Genomic DNA, 12171 nt, shown 5'->3' on the forward strand with positions numbered 1-12171 from the left:
ACGGATACCATCAGGGCCAGCGGTCACATGAACGACTGCATCGACAGGCCGGACACAAGACTGCACCCGACCAACCCGTCAGAAGCTCAATTCGCCACTTGCAATGCGGGAGCCATCCACACAGGACATTGGCACCACATCCGCCCGAGTGCCGTTCCTATCGCATTTTAATCGCGCTGGCCCGGTATTCGCTTGGTGGCATGCCATAGCGATCCTTGAAGCGCCGGGAGAAGTGCGACTGGCTGATAAAGCCACAGGTGTATGCCAGCGCTCCGAGTGAGAGGCCGATGGCACCGGGGTCAGACAACCGTGAGGCAGCCAACTCGAGCCGTCGCTGCCAGATCCACTCGGCAATGTTCTCGCCGTTCTCTTTAAATAGTTGCTGCAACCGCCTGAGCGAGACTCCCATGGCGATTGCGAGCTGCGGCGCGTCGAGGGTCGGATCGCCTAGGTGCGCCTCGACATAGGCCTTAGCCCGCCGAGTCAGGAGCGTGCCCGCCAATGGCCTCGGCGGCTCTCGAGCTATGCGCTCGGATAGGCTGGCCACGAGCAGGTCGATCCCGATCGAGGACAAGCGGTCGGCGAGATCCAGGCTCAGCCGCCCCTGGATCCGAGTCAACTCGTCGACGAAGTTCGTGACGAGGGACGTGGTCGCCTGCTCGGCGCCGACCGTTAGCCCTGCGTACAGTGCGACGGGGCCCAGCATCCGCTCCAGGCGCTCGCGCGGGACCTCCAAGACCAGCGAGCGGCTGTGCTCCTTGGTCAGCATGACGGTCGGCTTGCGATCCAGCACCACGAACTCGCCGGGGCGCTGCATCGACTCGCGTCCTCCTTGCGCACAGGCCAGGGTACCGGAGAGCATCACGACTACGGAGACCGTCTCGAACTTGTCGTGCCGTCGGATCGTTCCCGGCGTCGCCTCGGTGCGGATTGCGCTCTGCGTGACGCGCGTCATCGAAAGCGGACCGAAATCCGCACCCTCAAGCCGTCCCTCGAACGGCTTCTCGCCGACTTTTTGCAGTTCGACAGGCACGATCCGTTCGAAGATCGCGTTCTGCCAAAACTCAAAGCTGTCCCTCAGATGAACCTGAGAGGTCGTTAACAGCGTCCGCATTTCAGAGCTGTGTTCCTGAAATTTCTAAGCGCCCAGACATAACTTTTTGCGCTCCTGGTCAAATCCGTCGGAAGCGCGCCGGATATACAAAGATCAGTTCGCTGGGCCGAAACCCCGCTTACTTGCAGTTGTATTGACCAAGCCCACCGTCTTATCCGGCGGCAAAGGCAAGGCCAAGCCACATAAACTAATTGCACGATTTTGTGAGCCCGGTAATGAATGCACTAAAGTACGGTATAAAACCATACAATAGTTCATCTGATGCAAATTCTACCTTCATGGTGGAGCAGACCGCTGCGCTTCTGGCCGCCTACGTCTCGCGCAATGCCGTGCCGCCCGCGGATCTGCCGCAAGCGATCAGGCAGATCCATGAGGCGCTGTCGGCACTGCAGAGCAGCACCGCTCGAGCCCCTGCTCCGGACCTGCCGACCAGATCTGCGATCGCAGCCTCCATCAGGCACGACCGTCTCGTCAGCTTCATTGACGGCAAGGCGTACAAATCCCTGAAGCGCCATCTGACGGCTTATGGGATGACGCCTAGCGACTACAGGAACCGGTATGGCCTGCCGAGCGACTACCCAATGGTGTCGCCCGGCTACACCAAGCTTCGGTCTCGTATCGCGAGAGAAATCCAAACCGGGATCAAGGCGGCCTGAGCGATGCCGTTTCGCAGCGTTGTCATGCTGACTGATAGACCGGATCGCGGCCGTGCCCTCGCGGATGCAGCTCGACCCGTCACGCATTGCCGGGTGGCCGGCCTCGCCGACGACTGGGCCGATCTCGATCGAGTCCGTGGCGTGATCGCAGACGTCTCATTGAGGCACGTCGAGGCGAGGCGCTGCCTCGGCAAGCTCTCCGACCGACTCGGCGGGCGCCCATTGCCGATGGTCTTCGTAATGCAGACGCTGCGCGGCGAGGAACTCAGGCAGGCTGAACGGCTCGGCGCGACCGCGTGCTTTCCACCGCAGACCGTGCCGCGCGCACTCGTGACGGGCCTGTTCCGTCAGATCGCGCCTGGCAAGGCCATGACCGACCTCTTGGTCGAGCACAGCTTCGACCGGGCAGACTCGATGTTCACGGACATGTTCGAGGCCGCTCGACACAGGCGTGTCGACCTCGCGGCGATTGACGACGAGATCGACCCGGTTCTCCACGCCGTGAAGGAGGGGGGTCTTCGTCCGTGGCTGGAACTCGTCCGAGCGCATGACGACATGACCGTCCGGCACTGCCTTTTGGTGGCCGGGCTCGCGGCTCACTTCGCGCTGCATCTTGGCCTGTCGATCGATGATCGGACGTCGCTCGTCCGCGGGGCCCTGGTGCACGACGTCGGCAAGGCGAAGATCCCGCTGGCCATCCTGCAGAAGCCGGGCGCCCTCGACGCCGATGAGTTGAAGGTGATGCGGACGCACGCCGCTCTCGGGCATGAGATGTTGATCGCCGCGGGGATGACGGACGCGCTCGCGCTGGCGGTCACGCGCCACCATCACGAGATGCTGGACGGCTCGGGCTACCCGGATGGATTGAGCGGCGCATCGATCTCCGATCCGGTCCGGCTCCTGACCGTCTGTGACATCTATGCCGCTCTAATCGAGCACCGTCCTTATCGCCCGGCCATGACGCAGGTCGAGGCGATCGCGATCCTGAGGCGTATGACGCCGGACCGCCTCGAGACGGCCCTGGTCGAGGCATTGGCGGCTTCGCTGTCGATGGTCAAACTGCCACTCGGTCGACCGAAGCCCTGTCGCGCCGAAGCTGAGTAGCACCCAAATCCAGGAGCGACGATCGGGAAAAGCAGTTAGGTCGGGTCATCGTGCCGCTCTTAATTGCCGAACTAGGCAGTCGGCGTGGAGATCGTCATGAAGCAAGCCCGGCAAAAAATTAGTACCTTTGGACTGTCATAACGCAATTTTTGGCTCTAATTTGTCAGTCAAAGGAAAATCATTAAATGTAAATTAACTAGTTGATGTCCCAATTGATCTAGAAATCTTACGAACGGTTATAGATCATGACATTGTTTACCCGCTCCGATAGTCAGATCAAGCTAAATGCGCTGAACGACGCGCATTCTCTGATCGAATTCGACCTCGACGGCAAGGTGATAACGGCCAATCCGAACTTCCTATCGCTCCTCGGCTATGACCTCGATGAGATACAGGGGAAGCATCATTCGCTCTTCGTCGATCCAGCAGAGCGCGAAAGCCCAACCTATAAGGAGTTCTGGGCAGCGTTGCACCGGGGCGAGCATCAGGTCGCCGAGTACAAGCGAATTGGAAAAGGCGGTCGCGAGGTCTGGATCCAGGGAAGCTACAGCCCACTCATCGGGCGTAACGGTAAGCCCTACGGCGTGTTCAAATGCGCCACCGACGTCACCTTGCAGACGCTGCGCAACGCCGACTTCGAGGGCAAGCTGAATGCCCTCGATCGGTCGCAGGGCATCATCGAGTTCGACCTCGACGGAACGGTCATCACCGCCAACGCCAATTTCCTCGCGATGGTCGGCTACGGTCTCGACGAGGTGAAGGGTAAGCACCACGCGATATTCGTCGATGCGACGGAGCGCGATGGCGCGGCCTATCGGACGTTCTGGGAGACGCTGAGGCGCGGCGAATACCAGCAGGCCGAGTACAAGCGCATCGGCAAGGGTGGCCGAGAGGCCTGGATCCAGGCCACCTACAATCCGGTTCGCGACGCCGCAGGCCGCCTCGTGAAGGTGGTGAAGTTCGCCACCGACATCACTGCGTCCGTCGCCGAGCGATTGCGGCGGGCCGAACTGCACCGGGGTGTCGACCGCGACTTGGACGGTATCGCCCTCGCCCTCTCTCAGGCCTCGCAGCAGGCGGTCGGTGCGGCGAGCGCCGCCGAGGAGGCCTCCGGCAACACCCAAAGCGTGGCCGCCGGATCGGAGGAGCTAGCTGCATCTGTTGGCGAGATCAGCGCGCAGGTGAACCGCGCGCTGCAGGTCACAGGCCGGGCGGTTGAGCAGGCGGTCGCCACCTCGACCGTGGTCGCCGGACTAGCCTCCACCGCACAGCGCATCGGCGAGGTGGTCGAGATGATCAAGACGATCGCCGGGCAGACGAACCTCCTAGCACTCAACGCGACCATTGAGGCCGCCAGAGCCGGCGAGGCCGGCAAGGGCTTCGCGGTGGTGGCCGCCGAGGTGAAGTCTCTCGCAACTCAGACCGCCAAGGCGACCGAGAGCATCACGAGCCAGATTGTGCAGACCCAGGCCGCGGCGAACCAAGCCGCCACTGCCATCTCCGGCATCGGGCAGACGATTGGCGAGGTCAACGAAATTTCCTCAGCCATCTCAACGGCCGTCGAGCAGCAGGCTGCCGTCGCCCAGGAGATGTCGGCCAATATGCAGGCCATGACGCAGGCCGTGGGGGAGATCAGTCGCAACGTCAGCTTAATCGCCGGCTCGACGCAGGAGATCAATGCATCGACGCGGCTTGTGCGCGAGGCATCGCGAGCCATGGTGGCTTAGGCAATTGATCCCGGCGTGTCTGCGTCGTCTGTTTAACAGGCCGATTGCAGACCGTCGCGAAACCAACCCGAGTTGCCCTTCTGGTGGCGACCCATAACAGTCACACGGACCGCTACAGGCGTTTCCCCTGAGCGGACATGCGTCGGCCAGCAGCATCTTCATATCCGGGGGCTGCGGCCGGTTTGTTGTTCGAATCGGGACAACCAACGAGGAAAAGAAACCGTGAGCTAAGGGCCTCCAAGTGGATCGGGCGCATTGGCCCGGTCAGGAGGCCGCTATCAGCTTCTCGCGCAGCGAGCCCGGTAGCGAGGCGAGCCACTCTTCCTCGCCTCCCGGCTGGGGTAGGACATGGCCGAACTCCACGACACCCTCGGCCGGGATGTCGGAGACGTACACCCACACGTTCTCGGGTGAGGTGTCTAGGATCTCGCCGGTCTCCCGCATGATCCGTTGAAGGATCGCGGCCTTCTGTTCGCGGGTGCGCCCAGCCCGGATGTCGGCGCGTACCCACACATGGTCGTCCGGCGCCGCTTCGCCGCCGATGTACATCGAGCCGGGCTCCACGGTGTAGAACACGACCTGCACGAAGTAGCGGGGTGCGGTCGCCTCAACCTGATGGATCGTCGTGACGCTCTCGACGAGCTTGCCACGCTGTTCGGACGACAGGTGCCTCATCGTCGTGAAAGCGTAAGTGGGCATCAGGGTCTCCCTCGTCCGTGAAGCGTAGGATAAACGCGACCTTCGGGTTGCCGTGCCCCCGTACGGGCAGTCAGCGGCGCAGTGGGTTTCGAAGCTAACCGAGCCTGAGATCCTCGTTCGGGTCGTAACCGTCCCGGGCGGTGTGACGCCACCCGCTTGGTTCGAGCGCGCCGTTGCGAGCTCGATCCACGTCGGGCATGCGGTAGGCCTTCTCCTCGATCTCCGCGAGCCGCGACGGCACGATCTCGGTGCTGGAGACGCCGTAGAGCTTCTGGAAGTTCATGATCAACGGTTGCCACTTGGCAGGGTCGATGCGGTTCTCGTGCCCGTCCATGAGCAGGCTCGGATGCACGTGGACACGGGTGATGCGCACTTCGAACGCGGAGAGCAGGCCCGCGACCTGAGGATCGTCGTCCATGATCCCGTGCTGGGCGGAGACGACGGCCTCCAGTTGGATCGGGCACTCCAACGCACGCGGCGCGGCCACGGTCTGCGAGGCGATGGGTGTCAGGCCGGCCACCTCGAACTTGGACGGCTCATACGCGTAGCCCAGCCGCCGCTTCAGTTCGGGTATCGTCTCGGTGCCGGTCAGGCGCGCCAGCCTGTTCACCGCGCCGGCCTGATTCGGTGATGGCAGATTCAGGACGCACTGCCCCGTGCGGATCATGTTCTGCGGCGTCTGGGATGCGGTCTGGAGACCCAGCATGCACCGCCAGCCGAGCCACCATGCGGACGACATCGGGGCGAGGTTGGCGGTGCCGTCCGCATTCTGTGTGCTGATGAGGACGACCGGGGTTCCGAGATACAGGATCGACGGTTCGATTGTGACGTGGGGATCTGTCACGAGAGGCTCCGTGGCTTGGCAACGAACCACGTATGTGACCGCCCGGCCGGCGACGCTTCCCGCTTCTTGCGCCGCAATCCGTCTTCCGCGCGCCGCATCGATGCGCATGCTGCTCGAAGGCAGGCAGGCTCTAATCGACCCATAGCGGTCGTACTCGGAGCCCGTTCGCCCACCCGGAAGCGGACGTCCGATGCGCCTCGGCTGTAAGCTGTCGGATCACGAACCCGCGACTTCCCTAAGCGGAAAAAACGCTGCCAAGCCTTTGGCAAAGGCAGCGGCTCAGATTTGGCGCAACTGCGACAATCACCCTACGCAACAATCTCGTTCCAAGCCTCTTGGGCAGGGTGCCGCCACGTTCGTGCGCGGCTCTTTCTCCCTATCCCAATGAGACATCGATGACGCCTCAATTCTGGCTGTGGCTCGGCTTCGCAGGCATGGCGGCAGGAGCTGCCGCGATCCTGTTCATGGCAAAGCGGCGGACACCCGCCGAAGAGGCCGATGGGATCATTCACGGGATCGTGCCGATCATCGCAGCCTGTTCCTACTTCGCTATGGCCACGGGACAGGGAAGTCTCATCCTCCCCGCCGGCCCCGACGCTGCAGAGGCTGCGCGCCAGTTCTACTTCGCGCGCTACATCGACTGGACGTTCACTACGCCTCTGCTGCTCGTCGGGCTCTCGCGCACGGCGATGCACTCTGGCATGCGCCGGCCGGCTGTTGTCTGGGGGCTGATCGGCTCTGACCTGATCATGATCGTAACGGCCCTGGCCTTTGGCCTGTCCGACGTCGCCGCGGTCAAGTGGACGTGGTTCGCCATCTCCTGCGGCGCGTTTCTCGCCGTGTTCTACGGGATCTTCGTGCAATTGCGTGAGGAGAACGCCTCTGAGCGCGCCGATGTGCGCAAAGCCTTCGTGCGTAATGCCGTGTTCCTCACGGCAGTGTGGTCGGCCTACCCGATAGTGCTGCTTGTCGGTCAGGACGGCCTCGGCATCCTATCGCCGACTGCGGCCCTGGCCGTGATCGCCATCCTCGATCTGACCGCCAAGGTCGTCTACGGGATCATGGCGACCATGGAGACGACGCGCGCCGTCGATCGCGACCTGAAGGATGGATCTGTCGCTGCCACACCGCTGCGCCGGGCGGCCTGAAGCAGATGGCGGCTCCGTCGTCTTTCTCCCTCCTCGGGGATGCCGCCGGCGCGAGCCGCCACCGCATGCCTTCACTGTGGCTTCGGCTGCTGAAAGGCGCCAGCGTGCTGGCTGTGCTCGGGCTGGTCGCCTCTACCTTTCTGCCGCGTGAAGTCTCCTGGCTCGTGGCCCTAATCGCGGTGATCGTTCTTGGGGTTCCCCACGGTGCCCTGGACGGCGCGGTGGCGGCGCCGCTGCTGCGTCCCCGATACGGGCGTGCATGGTTCGGGGTCTTTGCCATCCCGTATCTCGGTCTCTCCGCGCTGGTTCTCGTGGCTTGGCAGGTCCTGCCTCTTGCAACCCTGGCGGGGTTCCTGGCTGTATCGGTTCTGCATTTCGGCGAGGAGGACGCGGGCCCGGGCAGACCGATCGAGGCGCTTGTGCGCGGGGGCCTACCGATCGCACTGCCAGCGCTGCTACGCCCGGAGGAAACGGCGCAGATCTTCTCGGTCGTTACGCGTATGCCGATGCCGCAGCTTCCCACTTGGTGGTCAGCCGCAGCGTGGCTCTGGCTTGCCTTGACAGTGGCTTGGCTTCTGACGCGCCAAGCACGGTGGAACGTGCTCGGTGAGATCATGGGCTTGGCTGCGACCTTCATGGCGCTACCACCCCTAACAGCTTTCACCCTGTACTTCGTCGGCCTTCATGCGCCCAGGCACATGCTCGCTCTGGTGCGAGACCCGATCAAGGCTCCTGGCGTTGATACGATACAGCGGGCCGTCCGCACGTCGCTGCCGATCTTCGCCCTGACCCTCCTACTGGGCGCTGGCCTCTGGCCGCTCTACGCCTCTGGCTCATCTGACGTGTCGGCCAATCTTCTGACTGTAACGCTCCAGATGTTGTCGGCCCTTACCGTCCCGCACATTCTCCTCGACCACATCGCAGCGCGGCATCAAAGCCGTTCAGACGATTAGCCGCCGCGGTGAGCGCGATGCTTCGAGGTTCATGTCGGTTTACGCCAAGGCGAGACTCCAAGCTGACCTTTTGCTTTCCACCCTAAGCAGCCCTCCCGCTTCCGACCCAACTCTGACGTGCGGACGGTGGTCAGAGGTTCCCGGAAGCGGTCATGTGCCGACGCACCGAAGCGGATGGTGAAGGGCCGAAATGCTGCACTCGAAAAACCTTAAAGCACCGCGGTTCCAGGCCGGGCGGTTCGATCTGGACGTCTTGAATACCGTCTCTGTCCCACCCCATCGCGAGTACGATCGCACTTGCAGGTGACACGCGGGTCGCCGAACGTAGGCCGGACGGATCGATGCCCGTAACGACGAAGGGCATGGCTTCCCTCCAGATTTGTAAGCGGGAGCGCTCGTCTCTCTCAGCCGTCAGCGCCTACGGGTTTGGATGCCGACGATGTAGGCCAACGCAGTGAAATGTAGACTGTTGCACGGTCGGCCCCGGCAGCGGGCACTCCGAGAAACCTATGAGGGCCGGAGGTGGACGGACGACGCCCGGTCTAACGCGTTGTCCTCCGAGAGCAGGCCGTCACTAAACGACCCCGAGCCGCCGTTCCGCATCCGACCCAACCCAGACGCCCGATCAATCATCCACAGATCCCGTAAGCGGCCAGCCGTCAGCCGTTCATTGGCTTTGATGCCTGATAGCAAACACCCGTAAGGCGCTGATCGGGAAGCCGCAGTGACGAGGCGCTGGTGCTTCGCTATCAGCGTCCCCGCGGACGACGTTGGTTGCCTGGGGGCAAGCGCACTTCTCGATGAATGACGATTTGCACCGCCTCCCGCGCGAGGAGCTTGAGGCAGAGGTTCTGCGCCTGCGGGCAGAACTCGCCAAGCCGAGAACACCCTGCTCAGCCCCGGCCGAACCGCGACGTCATTCATCTTTGGCCACCGACGACGTGCTGTTTTCCGCCGTCGATAAGACCGGCTTGCCGATGATCCTCACGAATCCCAACCAGGCCGACGACCCGATCGTTTTCACCAACCGCGCCTTCCTCGACCTGACCGGCTACAGCATCGACGAGGTCGTCGGGCGCAACTGCCGCTTCCTTCAGGGACCAGATACCGAGGTCGAGCGCATCGATGAGATTCGCGCGGCGCTGCGCGACAACCGTGATCTCACCGTTGAGATTACCAACCACCGGCGAGACGGTACGCCGTTCGTCAACGCTCTGTTCATCGGTCCCGTCTTCGACGGCAAGGGACAGCTACGCTATCGCTTCGGCAGCCAGATCGACGTCACCGAAGCCCACCGCAACCGGCGGCGCTTGGCCGAGAGCGAGGCGCGTCAGCGTGCCATCTTCGACAGCGCCAGCGAGATGGCCATCGTCGTCACGGATCCCCAGGGTCGAGTGACCGACTGGAACGTCGGAGCCACTCGCATCCTGGGCTGGTCGGCGGAGGAGATGCGCGGCGAGACCGTCGAGCGGATTTTTACACCTGAGGACCGAGCCAACGGCCGCGCACAGCGGGAGATGGCGGACGTCCTGCGAGACGGCCATGCCGAGGACGTGCGCTGGCACCTGCGCAAGGACGGCAGTCGGTTCTATGCGGTCGGCGACATGACCTCGCTGCGCGGGATCGACGGGACGCACCAGGGTTTCGTCAAGGCGTTTAGCGACCGCACCGAGCAGCGGGAGACCGCCACCAAGCATCAGGCCGACGCCGAGTTCATGCGCGGCGTACTGGCGTCCTCGGCCGACTGCATCAAGGTCCTCGACCTCGACGGCGGCCTGACCTTCATGAGCGAAGGCGGCATGAAGGTGATGGAAGTCAGCGATTTCAATGACGTGAAGGGCTGCCCGTGGCCCGACTTCTGGCAAGGCGACGGGCACGGGGATGCCAAGGCGGCCCTGGCTGCAGCCAAGGATGGTCGCGTCGGGCACTTCCAGGGAGCGGCCGACACCTATCGCGGCACCCCGAAGTGGTGGGACGTCCAGGTCACGCCGATCTTCGGCCCCGACGGGCGGCCCGAGAAGATCCTGTCCGTCTCCCGTGACATCACTGCTCAGAAGACGGCCGAGGGCGATCTCGCCCGCAGCGAGGCGCGCTGGCGCGGCCTGTTCGACGGCATGCAGGAGGGCTTCTTCCTCGGCGAGCTGATCCGTGATGAAGACGGGCGCGCGATCGACTACCGGTTCTTAGAGATTAACTCGGCCTTCGCCCGGCAATCCGGACTGCCGGCCGACAGCATCGGTTGGACGATCCGGGACCTCGTGCCCGACATCGATCAGTGGGTGATCGACACTTACGCTGGCGTCATCGACACGGGCAAACCGACCCTGTTCGAGATCACCGTGCCGACTTTGAAGCGTACCTTCGAGGTTCGCGCCAACTACGAGCACGAGGAGCGGTTCAGCTGCCTGTTCCTCGACATCACGGCGCGCCGGAGCGCCGATGCGCGCCGGGCGGCGATCGCCAAACTCGGCGACCGCTTGCGCGATGAGAGCGACAAGGCTGTCGTTGCCAAGCTCGCGGCCGAAGTCATGGGCCGGACGCTCGGGCTCAGCCATGCGGGATACGGACAGGTCAACCTTGAGCAGGAGACGATCGTCGTCACACAGGAATGGTCGGCCGCCGGTCTGCGGAGCATCGCCGGGCTGCACCATTTTCGCGATTATGGGTCGTATATCGAGGAGTTGAAGGCCGGGTACGATGTGGTCATCCCGGACACGAAAGGGGATCTACGCACGGTCGCCGACGCGGCCAACCTCGCCGAGATCGATGTCGCTGCCATCCTCAATCTGCCGGTGATGGAACGCGGACGGTTCGTCTCACTATTCTACGCTCTGCACGCGACACCCCACGTCTGGCTCGATGAGGAAATCGCCTTCGTGCGCAACGTCGCCGATCGCACCCGCGCGGCGATCGCCCGTATTGAGGCCGAGGAGCAGCAGCACGTCCTCAACCAGGAACTCAGTCACCGACTGAAGAACACCCTCACCCTGGTGCAGTCGATCGCCTCGCAAACTTTGCGCAATGCCGAGGACATCGAAGAGGCTCGCGAAGCGCTCGCCGCCCGCCTGATCGCGCTCGGCAAGTCGCATGACATCCTTCTGAGCGGGCGCAGCGACAGTGCACCGATCGCCGCCATAATCGAGGGAGCCCTATCCTTACATCAGGATCGGGAGGGCCGCTTCCGACCGTCAGGGCCGGATTTGCACATCGGCCCGTCGGCCGCCCTGGCACTCAGCCTGATGCTGCACGAACTAGCGACCAACGCGACCAAGTACGGCGCTCTCGCCAAGCCTCAGGGCTACGTCGATCTCGTCTGGACGGTGTGCGGCGCGAAGGCTGACGCCGAATTCAAGCTAGTCTGGACCGAGCATGGCGGCCCGCCCGTGACGCCACCGCGCCGCCGGGGGTTTGGCTCACGCCTGATCCAGCGCGGGCTTGCCGGCGGTGCCGTCGACATTCGGTATCCCCCCGAGGGCGTGGTCTGCACGTTGACGACCTCGGTCGCGGATCTCATGGCCGGCGGCTGAACGCCGCCTCGATCCGACCGGACCTTTCGCACCGGCCGGACATTGAGGGGGGATGACCCCCTTTCCCTCAAATGCTCCGCCCTATGCCCTCGTTGTCGATGACGACAGCATGATCCGCATGGACGCGGTCGATATCCTGGAGGAGGCGGGGTTCACGACGTTCGAGGCCGCGTCCGGTGACAAGGCCCTCATCGTGCTCGAACAGCACCACGCCTGCGTGACGCTACTATTCACCGATGTGCAGATGCCAGGCGAGCATGACGGCTTCGCCCTATCAAGCGACATCCGGAACTGACCTCTTCGCGTCATGAGGATCTGACCCCCATGCTAATTTCCCACGCCTAGACGGGTGTGGGTTGGGGGACCGCAGCCGCCTTTTGCAGGAGGCCGCTGCGACGC

Annotated in this window: 10 protein-coding genes; 7 read left to right on the top strand and 3 right to left on the bottom strand. The window is 63.4% G+C overall.

The window, feature by feature from the left end; translation table 11 throughout:
• Positions 1-157 precede the first annotated feature (157 nt).
• Positions 158-1114 carry a helix-turn-helix domain-containing protein gene (locus ACLBYB_RS31655; protein WP_447701223.1) on the bottom strand — a complete coding sequence of 319 codons (957 nt, stop codon included), beginning with the start codon at positions 1112-1114 and terminating at the stop codon, positions 158-160.
• Positions 1115-1392: 278 nt separating this feature from the next.
• On the opposite strand from ACLBYB_RS31655, the gene ACLBYB_RS31660 reads away from it, so the two are divergent.
• From ACLBYB_RS31660 to ACLBYB_RS31670, 3 genes are all read left to right on the top strand, one after another.
• Entirely contained in the window at positions 1393-1770 is a 378-nt protein-coding gene (locus ACLBYB_RS31660) for a MucR family transcriptional regulator (RefSeq protein ID WP_447701224.1), read from the top strand.
• A gap of 93 nt (positions 1771-1863) precedes the next feature.
• On the top strand, positions 1864-2874 hold the full coding sequence (locus ACLBYB_RS31665) for an HD-GYP domain-containing protein (RefSeq protein WP_447701225.1): 1011 nt from the start codon (positions 1864-1866) through the stop codon (positions 2872-2874).
• A 245-nt stretch (positions 2875-3119) separates the two neighbouring features.
• Entirely contained in the window at positions 3120-4601 is a 1482-nt protein-coding gene (locus tag ACLBYB_RS31670; protein ID WP_447701226.1) for a methyl-accepting chemotaxis protein, read from the top strand.
• Between the two features lie 264 nt (positions 4602-4865).
• Here the strand turns inward: ACLBYB_RS31670 and ACLBYB_RS31675 are convergent, their stop codons facing one another.
• The gene (locus ACLBYB_RS31675; RefSeq protein WP_447701227.1) at positions 4866-5300 is read right to left on the bottom strand and encodes a tautomerase family protein; all 435 of its coding nucleotides are present in this window, start codon (positions 5298-5300) and stop codon (positions 4866-4868) included.
• A 94-nt stretch (positions 5301-5394) separates the two neighbouring features.
• Positions 5395-6144 (bottom strand): flavin reductase family protein, encoded by a 750-nt coding sequence (locus ACLBYB_RS31680; RefSeq protein WP_447701228.1) that lies wholly within the window; start codon positions 6142-6144, stop codon positions 5395-5397.
• Positions 6145-6539: 395 nt separating this feature from the next.
• On the opposite strand from ACLBYB_RS31680, the gene ACLBYB_RS31685 reads away from it, so the two are divergent.
• The 4 genes from ACLBYB_RS31685 (at position 6540) to ACLBYB_RS31700 (ending at position 12067) form a co-directional block, all read left to right on the top strand.
• A complete protein-coding gene (locus ACLBYB_RS31685; protein ID WP_447701229.1) occupies positions 6540-7292 on the top strand; it encodes a bacteriorhodopsin in 753 nt (250 codons plus the stop codon).
• 65 nt (positions 7293-7357) lie between these two features.
• Positions 7358-8245: a Brp/Blh family beta-carotene 15,15'-dioxygenase gene (locus ACLBYB_RS31690; protein WP_447701230.1), complete on the top strand. Its 888-nt coding sequence runs from the start codon at positions 7358-7360 to the stop codon at positions 8243-8245.
• Positions 8246-9045: 800 nt separating this feature from the next.
• Entirely contained in the window at positions 9046-11772 is a 2727-nt protein-coding gene (locus tag ACLBYB_RS31695) for a PAS domain S-box protein (RefSeq protein WP_447701231.1), read from the top strand.
• A 52-nt stretch (positions 11773-11824) separates the two neighbouring features.
• Positions 11825-12067 (top strand): response regulator, encoded by a 243-nt coding sequence (locus ACLBYB_RS31700; protein WP_447701232.1) that lies wholly within the window; start codon positions 11825-11827, stop codon positions 12065-12067.
• Positions 12068-12171 lie beyond the last annotated feature (104 nt).

The organism is Methylobacterium sp. D54C (assembly GCF_053345595.1).

Coding starts and splice junctions, on each gene's coding strand:
- ACLBYB_RS31655 (WP_447701223.1), bottom strand. CDS start 1,114: ATGCGGACGCTGTTAACGACCTCTCAGGTTCATCTGAGGGACAGCTTT.
- ACLBYB_RS31660 (WP_447701224.1), top strand. CDS start 1,393: ATGGTGGAGCAGACCGCTGCGCTTCTGGCCGCCTACGTCTCGCGCAAT.
- ACLBYB_RS31670 (WP_447701226.1), top strand. CDS start 3,120: ATGACATTGTTTACCCGCTCCGATAGTCAGATCAAGCTAAATGCGCTG.
- ACLBYB_RS31675 (WP_447701227.1), bottom strand. CDS start 5,300: ATGCCCACTTACGCTTTCACGACGATGAGGCACCTGTCGTCCGAACAG.
- ACLBYB_RS31685 (WP_447701229.1), top strand. CDS start 6,540: ATGACGCCTCAATTCTGGCTGTGGCTCGGCTTCGCAGGCATGGCGGCA.
- ACLBYB_RS31690 (WP_447701230.1), top strand. CDS start 7,358: ATGCCTTCACTGTGGCTTCGGCTGCTGAAAGGCGCCAGCGTGCTGGCT.
- ACLBYB_RS31695 (WP_447701231.1), top strand. CDS start 9,046: ATGAATGACGATTTGCACCGCCTCCCGCGCGAGGAGCTTGAGGCAGAG.
- ACLBYB_RS31700 (WP_447701232.1), top strand. CDS start 11,825: ATGACCCCCTTTCCCTCAAATGCTCCGCCCTATGCCCTCGTTGTCGAT.